Annotated in this window: 22 protein-coding genes; 10 read left to right on the top strand and 12 right to left on the bottom strand. The window is 64.3% G+C overall.

Going from position 1 to position 22,052, the window contains the following annotated elements:
* Together CCR82_RS19155 and CCR82_RS15145 are read right to left on the bottom strand one after the other, a co-directional pair.
* Positions 1-813: an OmpA family protein gene (locus CCR82_RS19155; RefSeq protein WP_201246642.1), complete on the bottom strand. Its 813-nt coding sequence runs from the start codon at positions 811-813 to the stop codon at positions 1-3.
* Between the two features lie 46 nt (positions 814-859).
* Positions 860-2,281 carry an NAD(P)H-binding protein gene (locus tag CCR82_RS15145; RefSeq protein WP_201246641.1) on the bottom strand — a complete coding sequence of 474 codons (1,422 nt, stop codon included), beginning with the start codon at positions 2,279-2,281 and terminating at the stop codon, positions 860-862.
* Between the two features lie 260 nt (positions 2,282-2,541).
* Between CCR82_RS15145 and CCR82_RS15140 the strand changes: the two genes are divergently transcribed.
* Both CCR82_RS15140 and CCR82_RS15135 read left to right on the top strand, forming a co-directional pair.
* Positions 2,542-3,099 carry a ferritin gene (locus tag CCR82_RS15140; RefSeq protein WP_242513522.1) on the top strand — a complete coding sequence of 186 codons (558 nt, stop codon included), beginning with the start codon at positions 2,542-2,544 and terminating at the stop codon, positions 3,097-3,099.
* Positions 3,100-3,218: 119 nt separating this feature from the next.
* Complete coding sequence (locus CCR82_RS15135; RefSeq protein ID WP_201246640.1) at positions 3,219-3,947, top strand: alpha/beta hydrolase; 729 nt, start codon at positions 3,219-3,221, stop codon at positions 3,945-3,947.
* 81 nt (positions 3,948-4,028) lie between these two features.
* Here the strand turns inward: CCR82_RS15135 and CCR82_RS15130 are convergent, their stop codons facing one another.
* From CCR82_RS15130 to lapB, 4 genes are all read right to left on the bottom strand, one after another.
* Positions 4,029-4,169: a hypothetical protein gene (locus CCR82_RS15130; protein ID WP_201246639.1), complete on the bottom strand. Its 141-nt coding sequence runs from the start codon at positions 4,167-4,169 to the stop codon at positions 4,029-4,031.
* 199 nt (positions 4,170-4,368) lie between these two features.
* Positions 4,369-5,244, bottom strand: a complete 876-nt coding sequence (galU, locus tag CCR82_RS15125) for a UTP--glucose-1-phosphate uridylyltransferase GalU (RefSeq protein ID WP_201246638.1) — start codon at positions 5,242-5,244, stop codon at positions 4,369-4,371.
* Positions 5,245-5,302: 58 nt separating this feature from the next.
* Positions 5,303-6,016 carry an orotidine-5'-phosphate decarboxylase gene (gene pyrF / locus CCR82_RS15120; protein WP_201246637.1) on the bottom strand — a complete coding sequence of 238 codons (714 nt, stop codon included), beginning with the start codon at positions 6,014-6,016 and terminating at the stop codon, positions 5,303-5,305.
* 34 nt (positions 6,017-6,050) lie between these two features.
* On the bottom strand, positions 6,051-7,259 hold the full coding sequence (lapB, locus tag CCR82_RS15115) for a lipopolysaccharide assembly protein LapB (protein ID WP_338073187.1): 1,209 nt from the start codon (positions 7,257-7,259) through the stop codon (positions 6,051-6,053).
* A 277-nt stretch (positions 7,260-7,536) separates the two neighbouring features.
* On the opposite strand from lapB, the gene CCR82_RS15110 reads away from it, so the two are divergent.
* Genes CCR82_RS15110 through CCR82_RS15100 form a run of 3 tightly spaced genes read left to right on the top strand, consistent with a single transcriptional unit; the run spans position 7,537 to position 12,325 of the window.
* A complete protein-coding gene (locus CCR82_RS15110; protein ID WP_242513521.1) occupies positions 7,537-7,980 on the top strand; it encodes a hypothetical protein in 444 nt (147 codons plus the stop codon).
* Between the two features lie 58 nt (positions 7,981-8,038).
* Positions 8,039-8,998 carry a GGDEF domain-containing response regulator gene (locus CCR82_RS15105; RefSeq protein ID WP_201246636.1) on the top strand — a complete coding sequence of 320 codons (960 nt, stop codon included), beginning with the start codon at positions 8,039-8,041 and terminating at the stop codon, positions 8,996-8,998.
* Positions 8,999-9,028: 30 nt separating this feature from the next.
* Positions 9,029-12,325 (top strand): hybrid sensor histidine kinase/response regulator, encoded by a 3,297-nt coding sequence (locus CCR82_RS15100; RefSeq protein ID WP_201246635.1) that lies wholly within the window; start codon positions 9,029-9,031, stop codon positions 12,323-12,325.
* A gap of 82 nt (positions 12,326-12,407) precedes the next feature.
* Here CCR82_RS15100 and CCR82_RS15095 read toward each other — a convergent pair whose 3' ends face one another.
* Positions 12,408-12,710: a hypothetical protein gene (locus CCR82_RS15095; protein WP_201246634.1), complete on the bottom strand. Its 303-nt coding sequence runs from the start codon at positions 12,708-12,710 to the stop codon at positions 12,408-12,410.
* Positions 12,711-12,848: 138 nt separating this feature from the next.
* Here CCR82_RS15095 and yjgA point away from each other — a divergent pair, with 138 nt between their 5' ends.
* The 4 genes from yjgA to nudB all read left to right on the top strand — a co-directional run bounded on the left by yjgA (position 12,849) and on the right by nudB (position 16,334).
* Positions 12,849-13,421, top strand: coding sequence for a ribosome biogenesis factor YjgA (gene yjgA, locus CCR82_RS15090; RefSeq protein WP_201246633.1), 573 nt, complete (start codon positions 12,849-12,851; stop codon positions 13,419-13,421).
* 83 nt (positions 13,422-13,504) lie between these two features.
* Positions 13,505-13,870: an FmdB family zinc ribbon protein gene (locus tag CCR82_RS15085; RefSeq protein ID WP_201246632.1), complete on the top strand. Its 366-nt coding sequence runs from the start codon at positions 13,505-13,507 to the stop codon at positions 13,868-13,870.
* Positions 13,871-14,092: 222 nt separating this feature from the next.
* Entirely contained in the window at positions 14,093-15,871 is a 1,779-nt protein-coding gene (gene aspS / locus CCR82_RS15080) for an aspartate--tRNA ligase (RefSeq protein ID WP_201246631.1), read from the top strand.
* The gene (nudB, locus tag CCR82_RS15075) at positions 15,864-16,334 is read left to right on the top strand and encodes a dihydroneopterin triphosphate diphosphatase (RefSeq protein WP_201246630.1); all 471 of its coding nucleotides are present in this window, start codon (positions 15,864-15,866) and stop codon (positions 16,332-16,334) included. The genes aspS and nudB overlap by 8 nt, the downstream gene beginning before the upstream one ends.
* A 44-nt stretch (positions 16,335-16,378) precedes the next feature.
* On the opposite strand, the gene CCR82_RS15070 is transcribed toward nudB, so the two are convergent.
* The 5 genes from CCR82_RS15070 to CCR82_RS15050 form a co-directional block, all read right to left on the bottom strand.
* Positions 16,379-16,909 carry a DUF3299 domain-containing protein gene (locus CCR82_RS15070; RefSeq protein ID WP_201246629.1) on the bottom strand — a complete coding sequence of 177 codons (531 nt, stop codon included), beginning with the start codon at positions 16,907-16,909 and terminating at the stop codon, positions 16,379-16,381.
* A 152-nt stretch (positions 16,910-17,061) separates the two neighbouring features.
* Complete coding sequence (locus tag CCR82_RS15065) at positions 17,062-17,517, bottom strand: transcriptional repressor (protein ID WP_201246628.1); 456 nt, start codon at positions 17,515-17,517, stop codon at positions 17,062-17,064.
* Positions 17,517-18,374 (bottom strand): metal ABC transporter permease, encoded by an 858-nt coding sequence (locus tag CCR82_RS15060; RefSeq protein ID WP_201246627.1) that lies wholly within the window; start codon positions 18,372-18,374, stop codon positions 17,517-17,519. Before CCR82_RS15060 ends, CCR82_RS15065 begins: the two co-directional genes overlap by 1 nt.
* Complete coding sequence (locus CCR82_RS15055) at positions 18,367-19,143, bottom strand: metal ABC transporter ATP-binding protein (RefSeq protein WP_201246626.1); 777 nt, start codon at positions 19,141-19,143, stop codon at positions 18,367-18,369. The genes CCR82_RS15060 and CCR82_RS15055 overlap by 8 nt, the downstream gene beginning before the upstream one ends.
* Positions 19,140-20,015, bottom strand: coding sequence for a metal ABC transporter solute-binding protein, Zn/Mn family (locus CCR82_RS15050; protein ID WP_201246625.1), 876 nt, complete (start codon positions 20,013-20,015; stop codon positions 19,140-19,142). The genes CCR82_RS15055 and CCR82_RS15050 overlap by 4 nt, the downstream gene beginning before the upstream one ends.
* A gap of 352 nt (positions 20,016-20,367) precedes the next feature.
* Between CCR82_RS15050 and CCR82_RS15045 the strand changes: the two genes are divergently transcribed.
* Complete coding sequence (locus CCR82_RS15045; RefSeq protein ID WP_201246624.1) at positions 20,368-21,786, top strand: OprD family outer membrane porin; 1,419 nt, start codon at positions 20,368-20,370, stop codon at positions 21,784-21,786.
* Positions 21,787-22,052: the final 266 nt, after the last annotated feature.

The following is a 22,052-nucleotide window of genomic DNA, read 5'->3' as shown; positions in this document are numbered from 1 at the left end:
TTAGCGGTTCTGCTCGCGCGCCAGATAGAGTTCGACCCGGCGATTGCGTTGGCGCCCAGCGGCGCTTGCGTTGTCAGCGACCGGGACCGCTGAACCGAGGCCCTGGACGCGAAATCGCGCGGTCTCGACCCCGCGCTCGGCGAGTGCTTGGCGCACGGTGGTAGCGCGCTGCTGCGAAAGCCGCAGGTTGAGTTCGCGGGAACCGGCGCTGTCGGTGTGGCCTTGAATCAGCACCTGCAGGTCTGGATGATCGAGCAAGATCGCCGCGATCTGGTCCAAGGTGGGCGCCGCCTCAGCGGGCAAGGTGGCGCTGCCGCTGGCAAAGCGCATCCTGTCGCCACGAAGATCGATCCGTACTCCGCGCTCGGTGAGCCGCGCGCCGAGCGGTATGAGGTCTTCGTAGAAGGCGTGAACCTGATCAGTCGCCTGCTCTGAGGCCTGCTCGATGGCGTCCTCGCACAGGCTGCTGTTGCGCTGCTCACCCGGCTCGGCAAGAGGCGTTTGCTTCATTGCTGCAGTGGCGCCCTGGCGCGCGCGCTCCGTCTGCCCGTCCGCCGACGCGAGCGCCTCGGCATGGGCCGTTTCGAGCGCGCTGATCTCGGTGCGGGCCGCATCCAGCGCCCGTGTCGCCTTGGCGAGTTCGGACTCGCGGGCATTGAGGCTGCGATCGAGCGAGCGCAACGCCTGGCGCTCCTGAGCGAGGGTTTGGCGCAGCTGATCGCTGTGATGCCGATAGAGCAGAGAGACGCTGATCAACGCGGCGAACAGGAGCCAGAACAAGGGTTTCCAGATCGATTGCGATGAGTCGGACACGTCGTACATCCTATTGGCGAAGTCGTCGCGCGCGCATCAGGGGCGGTCAGCGGGCAAGGCGCGCGAGACGCGACTGATAGCGGCGCATCACCAGCCGATGCGCCAGCGCCTGGGTGAGCATATAGAGATACCAGGGCAATGCCGGGGCGTAATCATGGATCGCGGTCATGGTGTAACGCCCATCGAGCAGGGTCTGGAACTCGAAGCGGGCGCGACCATCGCCGGCGCGTGCCAGGAGGCCGCCGGCGATCTCATAGATCTGGCGCTCGGGCGTGCTCTCGTGCGCCATCCGGCGCAAGGCGAGCATCCTCAGCCTCGGTAGCCGCGACCAGACCTCGACATCACCGTTGTCCGCGACCCGGCTGCGCACCAGCGGCCAGCAGCAGCGACCGAGCCAGCGGAAATAATTGCCGGCCAGCCAGGCGGCATCCTGGCCGGGTGGCAGGATGGCGCGCTGGATCGAGCGCACCAGCGATTGCTCGCGCATGCGTTCGCGGTCTTGTTCCTGGAGGCGCGCGCGCGGGCTGGGCAACAGGCGTTTGCTGCTCGGGTCGATACTGGCCTCGAGCGCGGCGCGAAAACCGAGCGCATCCGGCGCGATCGCCTGTTGTACCGGGTTGTCGCGCATGCGCGTATCCTGCGGCAGGCTCTCGACGATGGCGCCGACCATGGCCGCCGGCGCGCCGCTGACCGCGCGCGCCGTCAGCGAGGCGAGGCCGACCGGCAACAGTGGCACCTTGATGAACCGGCGCCGCAGCCCGAGCACCTCGGCCGTCTCGCGCAGCATGGTCTCGTAGCTGAGCACGTCGGCCCCGCCGATATCGAAGGCTCCGCGGAAGCGCTCGGGCCGTCCCAAACAGTGCAGGATGGCCCGCACCAGATCACGCAGCGCGATGGGCCGGGTCGAGGAGTCAGCGGCCGGTGGCAACAGCAGCACGGGCAGGCGCCGCACCAGATCGAGCAGCAACCCCGGGCCGGTGCCGCCGGGCCCCATCACCAGGCTGGCGCGCAGCGCGGTCACCGGCGTGCCCCGGGAGCCGAGCACCATCTCGACCTCGCGCCGGCTCCAGAGCAGGGGCGAGAAGTGAAAGCTCTCGGGCATCACGCCACTGACGAAGACGATCTGCTCGAGGCCATTGCTGGCGGCCGCGCGCGCGAAGTTATCGGCGAGCACCAGATCCATGTCGCGCGGGCGGGCCTGGGTCAGGCGCGAGGAGGGCGCGAGCGAGTGCACCAGATAGACCGCCACATCGATATCGGTCAGGGCGGCGCTCAACTCACGCGCGCAGAACAGGTCGCACTGGCGCCAGTGGACCAATCCCTCCGGGTCCGGGGTGCGGGCGCGGGCGGGCGAGCGCGTCAGGGCGACGACCTCGAAGCGCTCGGCGAGCAGCGGACAGAGGGCGGTGCCGATGAAGCCATTGGCGCCGGCGACGGCAACGCGGGCTCGGCGGGGAGGTTGGGTCATCGTTGGGCCAGTGGTTTCCAAGGGCGGGTCGGCGGATCAGGCAGAACGACCATAGGGGCGTGTCTGGCGAAGCATGTGGATTCTACAGGCTTGCCTCAGGGGCGGAAACGGCACCGGGCTTTGGCTTCAATGACCAAGGTTCTCTTGAAAATCGAGATCGACTCGCAACCTCATCGATTTGCGGCGCATCGCGTCGTCCGATTCAGTCCACCCAGAGCAGTCCGCCTAGATCGGCGTGTTCAAGGTGCGCTTGACGTCCCATGCTGGGTAATAACGGAGACCTGTCGATGATTTCCAACGAGATGGCATCGCGCATCAATGCGCAGATCAACCGTGAACTCTTCTCTGCCTACTTCTATCTTGGCCTGTCTGCGCAGGCCGAGAGCAGCAATCTTAATGGGACGGCAGCTTGGTTCATGGCCAAGCACGGGGAGGAAATGACCCATGCGCTGAAGATGTATCGCTATCTTCTTGATCAGGATTCGACCGTTCAACTCGAGGCGGTATCAGCGCCGCCGGCGAAGACCGCCGGCATTATGGATATGTTTGAGCGCACCCTGAATCACGAGCGCAGCGTCACCGAAGCGATCAACGATCTGGTCGATCATGCAGGTCAGGAGAAAGACCACGCGACCCATATCTTCCTGCAGTGGTTCGTCACCGAACAGATCGAGGAAGAAGCCACTGTTAACGATATTCTAGGCCGCTTACGGCTCTTCGGTGATCAGGGGCAGGGGCTGTTGATGATCGATAACGAGCTTGCAGCTGCCGCCAAGAAGATCAGCGGCGCGGCCTCGACGGCCTCGACCGACGCCTAAGCACCTCAAATCAGGGCCCGACCATGCCCAAGAAGAACGGTAAATGCTGCAAAAAATATAAGGAAGGAAAGCGCTGCAAGAGTTGTCCAAAACGCAAGCAAACGGATCTCTTATGGGTTGTGCTCCTAATCCCCTTACTGGACGGCATCTCCGTGCCCGCCTGGGGCGCAACCGATGATTGGCCCGAGGGCTGGCCGGAGGAGGCTGATCTGGCCACGCGGGTCGCGCTGGTCAATGATGGCGAGCTTGAGTTCATCCCGACGGACGCTGCGGCTGGTGCACACTACCACCGCAACCGGATCGCGATCAGCGAAGCCAGTCTCGAGCAGGGCTGGGTTGAGCTGACGCAATGCCATGAGAATCTTGACCCGGTTCCGGCCGCGCAGATCCTGTTTCGCGCCGATGGGATTCGCGATCTCGCGGTCGATCATAGCCGCGATATTGGTCGCGCTTGGGTAGACGGCCATAGCGTGCAGCTCGAGGATGTCGGGCCCAATGCCGAACTCTGTATACAGGCCGAGAGTCGTGCCTTGCAGTCGCTCGGCGACGGCCTATTCCGGCTGCGCAATGGTCCTTATATGCGCCGCTTCTTGGATGGCTACTATCCGATGCGGGTTGTCTTGAGTATCGATTACCCGGCTCAGCGGTTGCGTCTGGTAGGTCAAACGCCGGTGACGCAGGAGGGGTTCAACGTGCATCGAACTCAACATGGGCTGGAGGTCGAGGCGACCTTCGAGGGGCGCCTGGTGACCTGCTTTGATTTCTGCGAGCGCGATGACGAGAGCTGTGGGGATATGGCCCCGAGCTGCGGTTCGCATCCCGTCGCTCGTTCAAAGCCAACCCCCTGAGCACGAACCAGGACGATCCTCGAGATCTGGATGAGCGCCTAGGGATCGTCAAGGCCGGGAGGCGGCTGTGGGAGCAGGCGGCTAAGTGAAGACTTCCTGGGTGAGGAATAGATAGCCGATCGAGACCGTGAGCACGGCCACCGTCAGGTAAGGGATTAGTATGCAAATGCCGGGAAGGTCATTGCAATGCCGGCTCAGTCGACAGAGTTTGCAGTTTTTCACCGTTCCTCGCCTCCTCGCCGACGCTGTTCGGCGTCAGTCATATAGGGTGGTTGCCAAAGGCTGCGGCAGTATCCTACTGATCCGCTCTGTTTTAGCAATCGGGATTTCTTATGGAAGCAAAAGTTTTGCTTAAGCCTCGGGACTCAGCGCCGCCTGAGCCCCAACTGTTTCGGACGCTGCTCCCGACCTTCGCTTCGGTTTAGAGCACGAGTGATTTCAAATAGCTGCGGAAGTCATCGCCGAGTTCTGGATGGTTGAGCGCGAGTTCGACCGTGGCTTGGAGATAGCCTTCCTTGCTGCCGCAGTCGTAGCGCTTGCCCTCGAAGGGGTGGGCGATCACCACCTCTTCATCGAGCAATGCCGCGATCGCGTCGGTGAGCTGGATCTCGCCGCCAGCTCCGACCTGGGTCTGCTCGAGCTTCTCGAAGATCGCCGGCGTGAGCAGGTAACGCCCAACCACCGCGAGATTCGACGGCGCGTCCTCGGGCTTGGGTTTCTCCACCATCGAGGTCACCCGCAGCGTGCCATCGGGCTGTGTCTCGGTCTCGACGATGCCGTACTTGTGCGTTTCGCTCGGCGGCACTTCCTGCACGCTGAGGATACTGGCGCCACCGCTGCGCGCGTGCAGATCGGCCATCTGCTCGCAGACGCCCTTGCCGGCATTGTCGATCAGGTCATCGGCGAGCAGGATCGCGAAGGGCTCATTGCCGATCACCGGCTTGGCGCAGAGCACCGCATGTCCGAGTCCGAGCGCCTCGGGCTGGCGCAGGTAGATGCAATTGACATGGTCGGGCAGGATGGTGCGCACGATGTTGAGCAGCTTGTCCTTGCCGGCGTCCTTGAGTTCGGCCTCGAGTTCGGGGGCCTTGTCGAAATGATCCTCGATCGAGCGCTTATGGCGGCCGGTGATGAACACCAGTTGGGTCGCGCCGGCTTGTTCGGCCTCCTCGGCGGCGTATTGGATCAAGGGTTTGTCGACGATCGGCAACATCTCCTTGGGACTGGCCTTGGTGACCGGCAAGAAACGTGTGCCGAGGCCGGCAACCGGGAAGACAGCCTTGTTGATCTTAGCCATGGGGGCTCCTTTCGTGTTGTTGATTGGTCAGGCGATGGAACAGGTTGGGCGTGAGGGCTCAGCGGGGCGTGGCAGATCCCACGGCTAATTCGGCCTCGATGGCCGAGAGCGCGGCTTGAGGATCGGCCGCGGCCGTGATGGGCCGCCCGATCACCAGATGATCGGCACCAGCGGCGATGGCGCGGCTCGGTGTCATGATGCGTTTCTGATCGCCATTGGCGCTGTCGGCGGGGCGCACACCGGGTGTCACCAGCAACCGTTCTGGACCCAGACGCGCGCGCAGGTCGCTGGCCTCGCGTGCGGAGCAGACGACGCCATCTAGATCCGCCTCCGCGCTCAGCTCGGCGAGCAAGGCGACGCGCTCACGAGCATGGCCCGGACAGCCGATCGCCGTCAGATCATCGTCGTCGAGACTGGTGAGCAAGGTTACCGCGATCAGCAACGGTCGCCGCGGCAAAGACGCAAGGCGCTCGCGTGCGGCTTGCATCATTGCTACCCCACCAGAAGCATGCACGTTGAGCATCCAGACCCCAAGGTCCGCAGCTGCCGCGCAGGCGGCGGCGACGGTGTTTGGGATGTCGTGATATTTGAGATCGAGAAAGACATCGAATCCGCGCTTGACGAGCTGCTCGACCACGGCCGGTCCGGCGCGAGTGAACAATTCCTTGCCGACCTTGACCCGACAGCGGTGTGGATCGAGCCGGTCGGCGAGGGTGAGGGCTGCGTCAGCGGACGCGTAGTCGAGGGCAACGATGATTCGGGTCTCGGTCAAGGCACTCTGTCCTGGATGTAGGCTGGTGATCTGGCTAAAGACGATTGGCGCCCGAGTCTATGGCGGTGGCACCCGCGGGCTGACACAGTAATGGCGGAGCGACGGCCTTGATACTGCCCCAGTGTTTGCAGCTCGGGCATTGCCAATGCAGCGCACGCGCTTCAAAGCCGCACTGATCGCAGCGATAACTTGGTTGCGCGTCTACTAGGTGCCTGATGACCTCAAGCAGTTGCTGATCGCCTTCGGCGGCCTGTTGCGGGACGCCGGAGAGGCGTAGTTCCAGGAGCCGCTCGGCGCCCACTAGATCGGCATAATGGCCGAGATAATCGTCGAGAAAACGCAGTGCCGCTTGGGGACCTTGCTCGCGCTCGATCGCGCGCGAGAGTTCGAGCATCAAGGGCGAAGACGGATGCGCCGCGAACAGCTCGCCCAATTCCCGGGCGACGCCTTGACGGCCGAGTCGTTCGCAGCAGTGGAGTAGCTCCGGCAGCATGGCCGGGAGATAGTCGGGTCCACGTCGGGCGAGGTGGCGGTAAAGCATCAAGGCGGAGGCCGAATCGCCGCCCTCCATCTCCATGCGCGCCTGAATCAAGGTGGCGCGGATGCAATTCGGGTCGACGGCCTGGGCGTCAAGCAGGTGCGCGCGGGCCTCGTCGCGCTGTCCGTGGCGGCGGCATTTATCGGCCAGCTCGCAGTGATAATGGGCGATCTCGGTCTGGATCGGCCAGTCGCAGCGTTGCCGTAACTGTTCGGCCGTTTCCAGGCAACGGCGCCAGTCCTTCTCAGCCTGATAGATCTCGATCAGGCTGCGCAAGGCGCGCCGATCCTGTAGACCCTGCTCGACCAGCTCCAGGAATAGGCTCTCGGCGCGATCGAAGAGCCCGGCGAGCATATAGTCGCGTCCGAGTTCATAGAGCGCATAGCCGCGTTGGGCGCTGCTGAGCGTCTCACGCGCGACCAGGTTCTGGTGGATGCGGATGGCGCGATCAACCTCGCCGCGGCGTCGAAACAAGGCCCCGAGTGCAAGATGGGTCTCGGCGGTTTCGCCATCGACCTCGGCCAACCTCAGGAAGACATCGAGCGCCTTGTCCGGCTGCTCGTTGAGCAGGTAATTCAAGCCGCGGAAGAAGACGGGATCGGTACTCCCGCAGCCGCTCTCGCCACGCCGCCCGGAGACCGCGCGGCGCGCGACGAGCCACCCGGAGGCGGCCGCGATCGGTAACAATAGGAAAAGCCATTGCATCAGATGCCAGCTACTGTCGATGTGCGCGGCAAAGCCAGGCCTCTTTACGGTGACTTCATCAAACCCCCATGATACAGGGAACCTCCGGGGGTCGCATGGATGACAGGGATGGATGCGCGTAGCATTTACAGGTCGGCCAGATAGATTTACGTTGAGGGGCAGCGCGGTGGAGGTCGGCAACCCCGACGCTTTGTGGTCATCGCTAGGCCCCTGCGATGCCCTTTGCTATCCCTGTTGTTGTCCACTGACCAGTCAATTTCCCCGGAGCTAGGCGCAGATGCAGTTAGTACCTACCGAATGGACGCGCCTGAGCACCTGCATGATCCTCGGCGCGCTGATCGCGTTAACGCTGCTCATGCCCATCGATGGTGACGCCCGAGAGTTGCTTGATGAGGCGACTAAAGAGCTCATCATCGACGCGGTCGAGGCGGCCTTTGAACTCGATCTCTACAACAATCGCTGTCGACAAGATCGCTCGGGGCGCCGTAGCGAGAACCTCAACAAGGTTCTCGCGAGCGGTTTTCGGATGACCGTGCTCGATGCCCAGGACGATCTCTTCCCGGAAGGCTACTACCGTGATGCGCAGGCGCGCATGCGCGAAGACTTCCTGGCGCGCTTGCAGGAGCTGGGCGGCTGTTCCGGCGCCAAGCAGGCCAAGCTGCGCGATCGGTTGCGCGAGCGCTACGAGGAGACCATGGATCGGCTCGAACAGTTCCCTTAGCGCTCTCCTGGCACGACGCCCTCGAGCGCATGAGAACGCCACCGCGAGAACGGCGCAGATGGTAACCACCGACCCGGCTACGGAACAACGCCCGCATCTGCTGCTCGTCGACGATGTTCCAGAGAACATCGAGGTGCTGGCCGCCGCGCTTGGCGATGATTACGAGGTTTTCTTTGCCATCTCGGGCGAGGAGGTGATCGAGATCGCGCTGAATCGGCGCATCGATCTGATCCTGCTCGATATCATGATGCCCGAGGTCGATGGCTACGAGGTCTGCCGTCTACTCAAGCTCGAGCCCCGGCTCGCCGAGATCCCGGTGATCTTCGTCACCGCCAAGACCGAACTCGAGGATGAAGCTAAGGGCTTCGCGGTCGGCGCGGTCGATTACATCACCAAGCCGATCAAACGGCTGCGGGTCCGGGCGCGGGTCGAGACGCACCTGCAGCTCAAGGCGAGTCGGGATCGGCTGCGAGCGCTCGCCAACGTCGAGGCCATTGCCGGCCTGCCCAACCGCGCCGCCTGTGACGCGCTGCTCGCGCGTGAGACCACGCGCGCCGAGTTCGAAGGCACAAGGCTGTCGTTTCTGCTGGTGGGTCTCGATGATTTTGACGCGATCGCAGATACGACCGCACAGCCCGCCCTTCAGCGCCTGCTCGAGCGCGTCGCGCAAGCGATCGGCGCCCTGATTGTAGGTCGGATCTCGAGTCCGCTTGATCTCTGCGCCCATTACGGCGGATCTCGGTTCGCGATCCTACTGCCCCAAGCGGATGCCGAGGCCGCCTTCGAGCGCGCGGCCACGATCATCGAGGCCGTCGCTGCGCTCGCTATCAAGCCCCCTGGTTCCAAGGGTTCATTGACCGCGAGCGTGGGCGGGATCACGGCGGATTGTGCAATGCGGGACAAGGCCGAGCCGCTGCATGGACAGGACCTTGCATTAGCGGCGACCCAGGCGTTGGAGCAGGCCATGCAAAGTGGCCCGGGTCAGCTGTGGCTTCAGCATTGGGAATCGACCCGCTAGAGGTCGGGTGGTTGAGGCACGGTGCTCGCCATGCTCCGACTGTCGGCACGCTTGACCTGGATGCTGGTGATGGTGGGGTTGGTCGCTGGCTCAGCAGCTGGCTCGACAACGGGCTCGACATTGGGCGGCTCGGTCAGTGAAGAGGTCAGCCCGCCACCGGTTGATGCGACTGCGGCAGCCTCCGGGATCAGACCTCTGCGGGTCTCGGGCGATCAGCGCGAGTACAGCACGGTCGGCCATCTGCAACTCTTGCTCGACCCGCAAGGGCATCTCGACATCGACGACATCCGCTCGCCGCCCTGGTCGGCGGCCTTCGCGCCGGCGCACAGCGAGATGGACAACCTGGGCTTCGATCGCCGCGTGCATTGGGCACGCTTGCAGCTCGACAGCCACCTCGATCACCCGCGGACCTATTACCTCGAACTGGCCTATCCACTGCTCGATTCGGTGATCGTCTACATCGACGCGCCGGACGGGCTCAGGCGCTATGAAACCGGCGATCGGCAACCCTTCGCCGCGCGGCCGATCAGGGCGCGCACCTTCCTGTTTCCGGTGCCCTTGCAGCCCGGCCAATCGCTCAGCATCTATCTGCGCCTCGAGACGGCGGGCTCGCTGAATCTGCCGATCGAGCTGCTTTCGCGCAATGCCGCGTTCGCGCGCATGGCGACCGAGTACAGCGTGTTGGCGCTCTATTATGGGGCGCTGCTGATGCTGGTGATCTACAACCTCTATCACTTTTGGCGCCTGCGCGATATCAATGCCGCCTATTACGCGCTCTTCGTCAGCCTCTACGTTGCTTTTCAGCTCGCGCTGAGCGGGATCTCGTTCCAGTTCTTCTGGCCCAATCAGCCGTGGTGGGCCAACGTCAGCCTGCCGTTCTTCCTCTCCGCGGCCTATTTCGCCGGGGTGCTGTTCACGCGCTCGATCCTGGATACCGCGACCAACGCGCCGATCATCCACCGCATCCTCGGTGCGCTGCGCTGGCTCGCCGTGGTTGGCATGGTGCTGGCGTTGGTCGCGCCCTACGAGCTAGCGCTGCGCTTTGCGGTGGCACTGGTGTTCAGCGTCGTGCTGTTCATCCTGGTCGGCTTCAGAATCGGGCTGCGGGGCTTTCGTCCCGCGCGCTACTACTCGCTTGGCTGGACGGTCCTGCTCGGCTTCATGGTGATCTACGCGCTCAATGCCTTCGGTCTCATCCCGACCAACTTCATCACCACCTGGGCGACGCAGATCGGCTCCGCTTTGGATGCGGTGATCCTGGCCTTCGCGGTGACCGATCGCTTCTATCTGCTCGAGGAGCAACACCGCGCGATGCAGGCGAGCTATGCCGAGGCGCTCCAGCAGTCGAACGACAAGCTCAATCGGCTCAATGATGAACTCGAATCCCGGGTGCAGGCGGGCCTACACGAGCTGCGCGCCTCCAACCAACAGTTGCGCGTCGAGGCCGAGGTGCGACGGCGCGCGGAGCTGAAGGCCGAGGCGGCGAATCAGGCAAAATCCGAGTTCCTGGCCAATATGAGCCACGAACTGCGAACGCCGATGAACGCCATCGTCGGCTTCATCCACCTGCTCGACAGCAGCCCGCTCAGCGCCGCCCAGCGCGACTATGTGACCAAGGCCGAGCGGGCCGCGCGGGCGCTGATGGACCTGATCCAGGATCTACTCGATTTCTCCAGGATCGAGGTCGGCCACCTCGCGCTGGAGCGGGCCGCCTTCAGCGTCGCCACCCTGGCCGAGGATGCCCGCGACCTGGTGGCGCTGAGCGCCGAGGCCAAGGGCTTGGCGCTGCGCATCGAGCACGCGGGCGTCGCGGATTGCTGGGTGCTCGGCGACGAGGCCCGCTTGCGCCAGGTGCTGGCGAACCTGCTCAACAATGCCGTCAAGTTCACCGAGCGCGGCGAGGTCGTGCTCGAGGTCGGTTGCGAGGCGCGCGCGCCCGATGAGCCGAACGCGCCCGAGCGGATTCTGCTCGCGCTGGCCGTGCGCGACACCGGCATCGGCATTCGCGACGAGCAGCGCGCGCAGGTGTTCGAGCCGTTCACCCAGGCCGATGCGTCGATTACCCGGCGCTTCGGCGGCACCGGGCTGGGCCTTGCCATCTGCCAACGCCTGGTGCGCCAGATGGGCAGCGAGATCGAGCTGAGCAGCCGCATCGGCGTCGGCAGTCGCTTTGCGTTCGCCGTCGAGCTGGAGGTGGCGGCGCCTGGCACGCGCGCGACACGCTTACCGTCGGAGCTGGATGCGAGTGATGCGTTGAGCGGCCTGCGCGTGCTGTTGGTCGAGGATCAGCCGCTCAATCATGAGATCGCGGCTGCGATCCTCAGTCGCGCCGGGGCCGAGGTGAGGGTCGCCGAGTCTGGCGCCGAGGCGCTCGAGTACATGGTTGAGTCAGGGGGTGAATCAGGAGACGGATCAAGGTGCGCGGGTGTCGATGTGATCCTCATGGATCTGCAACTGCCCGGGATGGATGGTTACGAAACCGCGCGCCGGATTCGCGCCCTACCCGAGTGCGCGGCGTTGCCGATCATTGCGATGACCGCCCATGTCACCGAGGCGGAGCGCGCGCGCTGTCTCGCGGCCGGGTTGGATGGGCACCTCGGTAAGCCGCTTGAGCGCTCACGGCTGATCGCAATGCTGCGACCATTGCGTCGTTCAAACGATCCCGACCCTCACCTGGCCGACGCGCCCGCAACTGCGGGTCAACCCGTATCCGCGCCGAGCGCGAATCTTGGTCCGGGGCTCGAGCCGGTGGACGAGGATCAGGCTGTGCATCAGGATCGGTTGCGCCGCTTCGCCGAACGTTTTTCCGATCATCCGGCCCAGATTCGCGCCCGGCTCGAGGTTGGCGACCCGGTGGCGGCCAAAGCCGCCGCCCATGCCTTGGCGGGCGTGGCCCTGAGCCTGGGCCTGCCGCGGGTTGGCGCGACGGCAAAAGAACTCGAGCAGTGCATCGCTCGCGCCGATGGTTCGGCGATATCATGGCTTCCCGCGATTGAAGCGGCCCTAGACGAGGCGTTGCGCTCGATTGCGATGCGGGCTCCGGTGTCCACGGTTGCCGCGGGGTCCGAGACCGCCGCTGCCATCGACGATTCCGATGCGTTGGATGCGGTTAGTCTGAAAACGGAGCTGCTCCGGCTTGATGCGCTCTTGGCTGCGCAGAATCTCCGCGCCCGAGCCGAACTCGAGGCACTGGCGCCACGGGTGATGGACCCGCAGTTGCGCCAATCCCTCGAGGCCGTGATCCAGCCCGTGCGCCGCTTCGACTTCAAGGCCGGCCGGACCGCGCTCGCCGAGCTGCTGGAGTACTGTGATCAGGTTGAAGGCTGAGCCGCAGCGCAGCGGCGCGGCGGGAGCAGGGCGCCGCCGACGGCCACAGACACGTGGGGTCGGCAAGCGATCGAGCTGTTGATCAGGCCAACTCGCCGATCACGATCAAACCAGCATAGATCATGCCGAGAGGGACCAGCAGCACCAGGCTGATGTAAGTCAGCGCACGCCCGTCGGACAGTCTGAGCGCGAGTCCGGCGATCAGCAGGGCAACGACGGTAGCGCCTAATCCTGAGAAGAACATTGTCTGGACGCACTCCGTCTGGCAGGTCCGCCCCTCCTCATAGGGCCCAGAGAGGAGCGTTATGCCGGTCAGTAGGGTGAGTACCCAGCCGAGGATCATGAGCAGTAGCGCAAGCAGCGGCAGTACCTTCACAGTCTTCATTCCTCCGTTGGCGAGAAACCTGGACCCCATGAGATCCGAAAAATCTGTTCAGAATGACCGTCTCGGAGAGTAACATGTTGGAAGTGAATGGGGCAGCGCTCGCCGACGGACATTCTTCACGACGCTTTGATGATCCCTATGAATCAGCACGACCCCATCGATACTCAGCTTGAGCGGACTCAGCCTGACGCAGCCAGCGTGCCGGCCAGCGCGCGGGAACCACTCGACGAGCGCCCGAGCCGCAGCCAAGTCAAGCGCGAACATCAGGCACTGCAGGCCTTGGCCGAGCAACTCCTGGGGCTGCCGCGCGCGCTACTCGAGGATCTCTCGCTCAGCGAGGCGACCTGGGTGGCGATCGACGAGACCGCGCGTATCAAGGATCAGCGCGCACTGCGCCGACACTACAAACGCATCGCCAACTGCCTGGCGCGCGAGAACACCGAGCCCCTGCAGGCACTACTGGCCCAACGCGAGGCGCTGGCGCGCGCCGCGAGCGCGCGTCAGCATCAGGTCGAGCGCTGGCGCGAGCGCCTGATCGCCGAGGGCGATGAGGCCCTTGCCGAGCTGATCAGCGCCTATCCGCAGATCGATCGCCAGCAGCTACGCAGCCTGGTGCGCGCCGCCCAGCGCGATAGCGAACGCCACCGCCCCGAGGCGTCCCGGCGGCTGTTTCGTCATCTGCGTGCAGTGCTCGACAAGGCCGAGGATTGAGCGGACTACCGAAGGCCCTTGAAAATCGCAGTCAAAACCCCATATTCGCGCGGTTATCCAACCGTTGTTTGGTGAGTGAGACCATGCCTATCTATGCGTATCGATGCGGGGAATGCGGCCATGAGCTGGATGCACTGCAGAAGATCAGTGATCCGCCATTGACCGAGTGTCCGGCCTGTGGCGCCTCGGCCCTGACCAAACAGATCACCGCCGCCGCCTTCCGGCTCAAGGGCAGCGGTTGGTACGAGACCGACTTCAAGAAAGAGAAGGACAAGCGCAAGAATCTGCATCAAGACGGGGAGGCGGCCAAGGAGAAGGGAACGGGCGAGAAAACCGCAGGCGATAAGACAAAGGAGAAGCCGGCCACCGAGACCAAGCCCAAATCGGATGCGCCAGCGGCCAAGCCAGCCACGAAAAGCACCCCAAAGGCCAAAGCAGCAGCGGACTGAAGTGATGCCTGCGCGAGGCTGAAGATTTGACGCCTGCACAACGCTGAGACTGATGCCCGCGCAACACTGAGACGGTGTTGCACCGCCCGCTCGCGCGAGTCGCTGGTTGCGCAGCGCCCGGCCGACCGTTATCTTGACGTGTTTTTTCGGGCGGCGCTCGCCGCCTGTTTTCCACCGGCTAGAGACCGTTGCCGGTGATCAGTCTAACGGGGATCGAACGGCATGCGCAGTCATTATTGCGGCGAGCTCGAGAGCGGGCTCATCGACCGCGAGGTCAGTCTTTGCGGGTGGGTCCATCGCCGCCGCGATCACGGTGGCGTGATCTTCATCGATCTGCGCGATCGCAGCGGGCTGGTGCAGGTGGTCTTCGACCCCGATCGCGCCGACATCTTCGCGCTCGCCGAGCAGGTGCGCAGCGAATACGTGCTGGCGCTCAGCGGCCGCGTGCGCGCCCGGCCCGAGGGCACCGAGAACCCGGATCTGCCGACCGGCCAGGTCGAGGTGCTGGGGCTCTCGCTGCAGGTGCTGAACGCCGCCGAGACGCCGCCGTTCCAGCTCGATGAGCACGGCGCCGACACCTCCGAGGAGGTCCGGCTGCGCTACCGCTATATCGACCTGCGCCGCCCCGAGATGCAGGAGCGCCTGCGCCTGCGCAGCCGCATCACCCAGACCCTGCGTAACTTCCTCGACGCGCATGGTTTCCTCGATATCGAGACGCCGATCCTGACCAAATCGACCCCCGAGGGCGCGCGCGATTACCTGGTGCCGAGTCGGGTGCATCCGGGCGAGTTCTACGCGCTGCCGCAGTCGCCGCAGTTGTTCAAGCAGTTGCTGATGATGTCGGGGCTCGATCGCTATTATCAGATCGCGCGCTGCTTCCGCGACGAGGATCTGCGCGCCGATCGCCAGCCCGAGTTCACCCAGCTCGACATCGAGACCTCGTTCCTGGACGAGGCCCAGCTCACCGAGTTGATGGAACAGATGGTGCGCGAGCTGTTCGCGAGCGTGCTCGAAGTCGCACTGCCCGAGCCCTTCCCGCGCATGACCTATGCCGAGGCGGTGCGCCGCTTCGGCTCCGATCGGCCCGATCTGCGCGTGCCGCTGGAGCTGATCGATGTCGCCGATCTGATGGGCGAGGTCGAGTTCAAGGTCTTCGCCGGTCCGGCGGCCGACCCGGAGGGCCGGGTCGCGGCGCTGCGCCTGCCCAAGGGCGGCGCGCTGACGCGCAAGGAGATCGACGACTACACCCAGTTCGTCGGCATCTACGGCGCTAAGGGGCTGGCCTATATCAAGGTCAACGACTGGTCGGCGAAGGGCCGTGAGGGGCTGCAGTCACCGATCCTCAAGTTCCTGCCCGATAGCGCGGTCGAGGGCATCATGGCGCGCACGGGGGCTGAGGACGGCGACCTGGTCTTCTTCGGTGCCGACAAGGCGACCGTGGTCAATGAGGCGCTGGGTGCGCTGCGGGTCAAGCTCGGCCAGGATCGAGGGCTGATGGAGGCGGGCTGGCGGCCGCTCTGGGTGGTCGACTTTCCGATGTTCGAGAAGGAGCCGCACACCGGTCGCTGGATGGCGCTGCATCATCCATTCACGGCGCCCAAGGAGGCGCAGCTCGATCAGCTCGAGTCCGATCCGGGCAGCTGCCTGTCGCGGGCCTATGATCTGGTGCTCAACGGCACCGAGCTGGGCGGTGGCTCGATCCGTATCCACCGCGAAGAGGTTCAGCGCAGCATCTTCCGGCTACTGAAGATCAGCGACGAGGATGCCAACGATCGCTTCGGCTTCCTGCTCAACGCGCTCAAGTACGGCTGCCCGCCCCACGGCGGCATCGCCTTCGGGCTCGACCGGCTGGTGATGCTGATGACCGGCAGCCACTCGATCCGCGATGTGATGGCCTTCCCGAAGACGCAGACCGCCTCCTGTCTGCTCACCGACGCGCCCTCGACGGTCGACGAGGCGCAGCTCAAGGAGCTGGCGCTGCGGATCAAGCTGCGTGCCTGAGCCGCTCAAGCGCCCGATCTCGGTGCTGGTGGTGGTGTTCAACACCGCCGGCGAGTTCATGCTGCTCAATCGCGTCAGGCCGAGCGGGTTCTGGCAATCGGTCACCGGCAGCCTGCTGCCGGGTGAATCCCCGCGCAGTGCCGCACTGCGCGAGCTTAAGGAGGAGACCGGGCTGCTCGGCGCCTCCGGGCTGATCGATCTGCACCAATCGCGCCTGTTCCCGATCATCAACCCGTGGCGCAAACGCTACGCGCAGGGCATCTGCTTCAATCGCGAGCATTGGTTCGCGCTGCGGCTTCCCTATCGGCGACATATCCGCATCGACCCGGCCGAGCACAGCGAGGTGCTCTGGCTGCCGTTCGAGAAAGCCATCGAACGCGCCGGCTCCTGGACGAATCGTGAGGCGATGCGGCTGCTCGCGCGGCTCTGCCAGCAAGCGCCCTTGCACTTCGAGCCCGCTTAGACAGGCCGCTGATAGGGACAAATGCGCTCAGCCCGTTGGGCTGATCAACGCTCCTCGTAGAGGCTGACCTTGGCCTCTTCGATCTGGTAGCCGGCATCGCCGAGTTCGTCGCTGAAGGGCTCGACGCGCAGATGGCCCTCGACCCAGACGGTATCGAAGAGGCCGCCGGGATAGGGCTGATCATCCGGTGTGGTGACCAGGATGGTCTGATTCGCCGGGGGTGGCGGGACATGGATGCAGGCGCCGAAGTAGGGCACCAGCAGGAACTCCCGGATGCGGGTCGCATCCATTTCCAGCGGCACCACGAAGCCGGGCAGACGCACCTGTCGGCCATCGAGCGCCGCGACCACCGGTGCCTCGGCCCAAAGCGCCCTGAGCTTGTCCATCAATTCCAGGGCGCGCGGATCATCGTCGCTGAGGCTCTCGGCGTCGTACTCCTCCATCAGCGTCTCCGGCTGCCAATCGGCGGGGATCAGGTCATCCCAGGAGAGTTCAAGCTCCTCCTCGGCGAGACCCTTGCCGTCGTCCGGCGCGCCCCCGCAGCCTGCGAGCAGCAGTGCCAAAAGCCCGAGCATCGCTCCGGCCTGGCGGACCCGACACAGCCGCCGAGGGCCTGGAGTCCGTCCGTCCGCTTCGGGTGCTGATGCAGTGTTAGCGTCGAGTGGGAGGATGCAAAGGGATGCGGCGCTGTGAAATGGGGTCATGGCTCAACGGGATCGGCTGATCCTTAGGTCTTACGGGGCTTATGGGTGCAATGCGCACAGGTGCCGAGGACTTCGATCACCGGGCGCTCGGGACGAAACCCCGTCTCTTGCTCCAGGGCGCGCAGCTCCCCGGCAATGGCCTCGCTCTCGAGTTCATTGACGCGCCCGCAATCGGCGCAGATCAGGAACTGGCTCGCGTGCGGGTGCTCGGGATGGGTGCAGCCGATGAACGCATGCAGGGTTTCCAGCTTGTGCACCAATCCTTGCTCGAGGAGGAAATCGAGCGCGCGGTAGACCGTCGGCGGTGCCGCCGTGGAGCCCTCGCGCAACTGGTCGAGGATCTCGTAGGCGCCGATGGGACGTTCGGCGCGACAGACGAGTTCCAGGACTCGGCGACGTTGCGCGGTGAAGCGCACGCCGCGTTGTGCGCACAGCCGTTCGGCCGTGCTCAGGGCCTGATGCAGGGTGTCTTCGTCCATTAGGGGGTCGTGGTTGCTCGGAGTGCTCTGCGCGCGCGGCGCTTGGCGCGGACGCTGGCGGTCATGGCGGAGACCAGATAGAGCGCGCCCGCCAGTAGGATGATGGTGGGCCCGGTGGGCAGATCCGGTGCGTAGGACAGGGCCAGCCCGCCGCTGGTGAGTAGGGCGCCGATCAGCGTCGCGCCGATCATCATGCCGGCCAGGGTTCTGGTCCATTGACCAGCGACCGCCGCCGGCAGGGTCAGCAGCGCGATGACCAGGATCAGGCCAACGACCTGGATCATCAACACCACCGTGACCGCCACCAGCACCAGCAGCAGCAAATAGAAGAAATCGACGGGCACGCCGCGCAAGCGCGCGAACTCGTCGTCGAAGGCAATGGCGACGAAGTGCCGATAGAACAGCGCGACGGTCACCAGCAGCACCAGGTCGAGCATGGCCATGAAGCCGAGTTCGCGGGTCGGAACCAAGAGGATGTTGCCGAACAGAAAACTCATCAAGTCGGTGGCATAGCCGGGTGTTTGCGAGACGAAGAGGATGCCGACCGCCATGCCGATGGCCCAGAGCGCACCGATGGCGGTGTCCTCTCCGGTGCGCCAGCGCAGCCTGACCCAGCCGATCAACAAGGCCGCGACCACGGCGGCGGCCAGGGCGCCACTGAGCGGGTCGTAGCCGTAGAACAGGGCCGCCCCCATGCCGGCGAGCACCGAGTGGGCAATGCCGCCGGCTAGGAAGGTGATGCGTTTGACGACGACGAAGGGGCCGATCAGACCACAGCCGATGCTGGCGAGCAGCCCGGCGACCAGGGCCTGCTGCAGAAAGCCGTGTTGGACCAATGCATTGAAGAATTCAGCCATGCTCGGCGTGCCCCTGGTTGCCCCCGTGTGCATGGTTGATCAGGCGCACCCGCTCGCCATAGAGGTCATTGATGACATCCCCATCGATGGCCTCGGTGCGATGACAGATCAGGGTGCGATTCAGGCAGGCCACCCGACTGACATAGCTCGAGATGAAACCGATATCGTGCGAGACCACGACGATGGTCAGATGGTCGTTCAACTGGCTCAGCAGCTCGAAGATCTCGCCTTCCAGGCGCTGATCGATATTCGCCGTCGGCTCATCGAGGATCAGGATCTCGGGCTCGCCGACCAGCGCGCGCGCGAGCAGTACGCGCTGCAACTGCCCCCCCGACAGCGCGCCGATGGGTGCGGCCGCGAGATCGCCGGCCTCGACATCGGCCAATGTGCGTCGCGCGATCTCCCGGTCGGCACGGCGCCAGCCGCCCACCCTGTGCCAGGGTGTGGCAGCGAGCCCGAGCCGGCCCATGAGCACCACATCCAGCACCTGGATCGGAAACTCGCGCGGGAAGGCCGGGTATTGCGGCACGTAACCGAGGTGGCGTCTGGCCTGTTTCGGCGTGCGACCGAGGACCTGGATCTGGCCTTGCTGGGGGCTGAGCAGGCCGAGGATGAGCTTCAACAGCGTGCTCTTGCCACCGGCATTGGGGCCGACGAGGCCGAGGAATTCACCGGCCTCGACCCGCACACTGACATCTTCCAGCACCGGCACATCGCCGTAGGCGAAACCGACCTGCTGAGTCTCGATGGCGGCGGAGCTGGGCTTCATTCGTCGTCTGTCGACCGGTTGGACGTCGGATCAGCCTCGACCAGGATGCGCGCGAAGCGGCGCAGATTGGCGGCGTAATCCCCAGCCAGCGGGGTCGCCGACTCGACCCGCCCGCCGATGCTGCGGGCGATCTGTTGGGCGGCGCGTTGATCGAACTCCGGCTGCACGAAGATGGCCCGGGCGCCGGTGGCCTGCGCTTGGTCGATCAATGCCGAGAGCCGGCGCGGCCCGGGTTCCTTGCCGGCGCGCTCGATCGGGATCTGCTCGAGGTCGTAGGTGTCGGCAAAATAGCCCCAGGCCGGGTGATAGACCAGAAAGGCGCGCTGGTCGAGTTCAGCCAAGCGGGCCTCGAGCGCTTCATGCAAGGCCTGAAGCTCGGCATCGAAGCGCTGCTGATTGCGTGCGTAGAGTGCCGCGCCCTCGGGGTCGAGTGCGCTCAGGCGCTCGCGCAGGGCGGTGGCCATCGCGCGCACCAGTGGCGGGCTGGTCCAGATGTGCGGGTCCATGGCCTCGGCGTCCTGATCGGGGTGCGCCTGATCGTGAGCATGGTCGTGGCCATGATCGTGCGCCTTGAGGGTCCGCAATGGCAGCCCGTCACGCAGATCGAGGATCGGCATGCCCGGATTCGCGGCCTGGATGCGTTTCATCCAGGCGTTCTCGAAGGGCACACCGACGCGCACATAGAGATCGGCCTCGGCGAGCGCTGCGACCTGTTTCGGGCTCGGGTCATAGGTGGCCGGGCTTTGTCCTGGTCGCACCATGACCTCGGTGTCGACACGCTCGCCCCCGACGGCATCGACGAAGGTTTGGACCGGCAACACGCTGGCGAAGACCTTGAGCGCGGGCGCCCCGTCATCGGCGAGCGATGGCATGCCAGCACACAAGAGCGAAAGAACGAATAGCAACCTGAGTCTGCGCACGGCTGGAACCTCGGTATCAAGCGGCACCACGATGATTTTCGCAACATTATAACACTCTGCTGCGGGCATCGCGCTAGAAGCGCGATGCATCTTGGTGTGGCGTTCGTGTGAGTGGGCGTGAAGGCTGTGCGTGGATGATTGCGGGCTGGTGATTTTGATATCTGTCAATCAATCATTCTGTAGTGGGCGGAATGGCAGCGCGGGCGCCATTTTGCGCCACATATGTTGCAGAACTGTAGTATTTTTGTTGCCAACAAGAAACAAAGATGGCGACCACCAACCAGACGAGACGAGGAGAAGGGTGATGATGATGCGAAGACAGATCGGGATTGCAACCGTCGGCCTATCCATGGGCCTAGGCGGTGCAGGCGCCGGCGCCTATGAACTCAAGTTCCAGGACCATGATTACGGCGAACTCAAGGGGCGGATCCGAGCCATCAGCATCCTGTCGGCAAGAGACAACGGATGGGACCCGAGCAGTGGTCATGGCTACGCGGTGACGGCCGGTTACAAGAGTCCGGCGTGGAACGGCTTTCGCTTCAACGCGGCGGCCTCCCTCAATGGCGACATCTTCAACAGTACCGACTTCGATCCAAAGGCCGGCAAGGAACGCACCGCGCGCGGCCTGTTCCTGAATGACACCGGCGCCCAGAAAGGCCAGCTCACCAACATCAATCTGACCTTCGCCAGCAAGCAACTCTATGCCTTCGCGGGGCGCGGCCAGCTCGAGACACCGTTGACCAAGAACACCTATAACCTGGTGCCGAATGCGTACACGGTGCTGCGGGTCGGCGCCAAGCCGATCGAGGGGCTGGATATCTCGCTCGGGCAGGTGACGCAGATGTCCCTTGGAACCCGCGCGATGACCGACTGGGGCTTCATCGGCGAGGCCACCGGGACCGCAGGTGTTGCGCAGGCGCCGAATCAAGCCGGATTGGGTCAAGCCAGGTTCTTCAACCTGGGGCAGATCGCGCTGGGGCCGAGGGCCGACGACATCTCCGGCATGACCGTTGCGAGCTTGCGCTATGCGGGGCTGCCGCATACCACGCTGTCGCTCTGGAACTACCATGTTCAGGACATCGCCAATAACGTCTATGCCGAGGTCGACGCGAAGATTCCGCTGCAGGGCATGAAGCTCGACCTCGGCGCGCAATATCTGCGTCAAGACGATGTTGGCGATGGCACCCAGGGGATCCAGGGTGGCCCGGCCATTCGGGCCAACTTCGGTGACGGGGATCTCGACTACAACCTGTTCGGACTCAAAGCGGGAGTGATCGGGCCCAAGAAGCGCTGGACCGCCCATGTGATGTGGAACCAATCCAATGGCGATACCGCCTTCTTAAACGCCTTTGGCGGCGATCCCGCGTTTACCAGCTCCATCTTCTCGCGCAATGCCTACCGCAAGGATGTCAACGCCTGGGGACTGCGCGCGAGCTACCAGATCATGCCGGGTCTGCGCTTCATGGCGGCCTATTTCGACTACGGCCAGTCCGAGACCACCGGCGGAGTGCTCAATGTGACACCAGCGGCGACGCCGACCAAGGACGCCGAAGAGATCGATCTGGCGCTAGTCTACAAGCCGAAGCAGATCAAAGGACTGGCGCTCAAGACCTTCTATGTCAACCGGACCAGCGAATACGATGGGTTCGTCAATCCACGCACGGGCAACAAGGCTGACGCCACCATGAGCCATTGGCGTCTGATCGCGACCTACAGCTTCTGATCCCCCGCGGCTCATGATCCCTCATGAGCCCTAACGAGCACGGCCGGGTGAGGAAACCGGTCGTGCTTGGCATGCAAGGTCGTGAAGTCTCGGCCGAGTCCCATTGCTGTGGTAAAAGCCCGCCATCAGGCGAGGTAATCGGTTAGAGTTGCGCAAAACCTGCGGCTGTCCCATTCGCTGAGTCTGTCCTCACCTTCTCGATGATCTAACTATGAGCGTTGGGCAAGCCGCCGGGATTGCTCGCCAGATGAGCGCTCGCTGTCGCC

It is taken from the genome of Halochromatium salexigens (assembly GCF_016653295.1).
Classification (GTDB): domain Bacteria; phylum Pseudomonadota; class Gammaproteobacteria; order Chromatiales; family Chromatiaceae; genus Lamprobacter; species Lamprobacter salexigens.
Note: the sequence above shows the minus strand (reverse complement) of the source record. Positions and strands in the feature narration are given on the sequence as shown.

What these genes read in the sequence shown, in the direction of transcription:
- CCR82_RS15060 (WP_201246627.1), bottom strand. Translation starts at nt 18,374, where the DNA reads ATGGCTGAATTCTTCAATGCATTGGTCCAACACGGCTTTCTGCAGCAG.
- CCR82_RS15145 (WP_201246641.1), bottom strand. Translation starts at nt 2,281, where the DNA reads ATGACCCAACCTCCCCGCCGAGCCCGCGTTGCCGTCGCCGGCGCCAAT.
- CCR82_RS15085 (WP_201246632.1), top strand. Translation starts at nt 13,505, where the DNA reads ATGCCTATCTATGCGTATCGATGCGGGGAATGCGGCCATGAGCTGGAT.
- CCR82_RS15045 (WP_201246624.1), top strand. Translation starts at nt 20,368, where the DNA reads ATGATGATGCGAAGACAGATCGGGATTGCAACCGTCGGCCTATCCATG.
- CCR82_RS15140 (WP_242513522.1), top strand. Translation starts at nt 2,542, where the DNA reads ATGCTGGGTAATAACGGAGACCTGTCGATGATTTCCAACGAGATGGCA.
- CCR82_RS15070 (WP_201246629.1), bottom strand. Translation starts at nt 16,909, where the DNA reads ATGCTCGGGCTTTTGGCACTGCTGCTCGCAGGCTGCGGGGGCGCGCCG.
- CCR82_RS15065 (WP_201246628.1), bottom strand. Translation starts at nt 17,517, where the DNA reads ATGGACGAAGACACCCTGCATCAGGCCCTGAGCACGGCCGAACGGCTG.
- aspS (WP_201246631.1), top strand. Translation starts at nt 14,093, where the DNA reads ATGCGCAGTCATTATTGCGGCGAGCTCGAGAGCGGGCTCATCGACCGC.
- CCR82_RS15055 (WP_201246626.1), bottom strand. Translation starts at nt 19,143, where the DNA reads ATGAAGCCCAGCTCCGCCGCCATCGAGACTCAGCAGGTCGGTTTCGCC.
- lapB (WP_338073187.1), bottom strand. Translation starts at nt 7,259, where the DNA reads ATGCAATGGCTTTTCCTATTGTTACCGATCGCGGCCGCCTCCGGGTGG.
- CCR82_RS15105 (WP_201246636.1), top strand. Translation starts at nt 8,039, where the DNA reads ATGGTAACCACCGACCCGGCTACGGAACAACGCCCGCATCTGCTGCTC.
- CCR82_RS15095 (WP_201246634.1), bottom strand. Translation starts at nt 12,710, where the DNA reads ATGAAGACTGTGAAGGTACTGCCGCTGCTTGCGCTACTGCTCATGATC.
- galU (WP_201246638.1), bottom strand. Translation starts at nt 5,244, where the DNA reads ATGGCTAAGATCAACAAGGCTGTCTTCCCGGTTGCCGGCCTCGGCACA.
- CCR82_RS15100 (WP_201246635.1), top strand. Translation starts at nt 9,029, where the DNA reads ATGCTCCGACTGTCGGCACGCTTGACCTGGATGCTGGTGATGGTGGGG.
- yjgA (WP_201246633.1), top strand. Translation starts at nt 12,849, where the DNA reads ATGAATCAGCACGACCCCATCGATACTCAGCTTGAGCGGACTCAGCCT.
- CCR82_RS15110 (WP_242513521.1), top strand. Translation starts at nt 7,537, where the DNA reads ATGCAGTTAGTACCTACCGAATGGACGCGCCTGAGCACCTGCATGATC.
- CCR82_RS15050 (WP_201246625.1), bottom strand. Translation starts at nt 20,015, where the DNA reads ATGCCATCGCTCGCCGATGACGGGGCGCCCGCGCTCAAGGTCTTCGCC.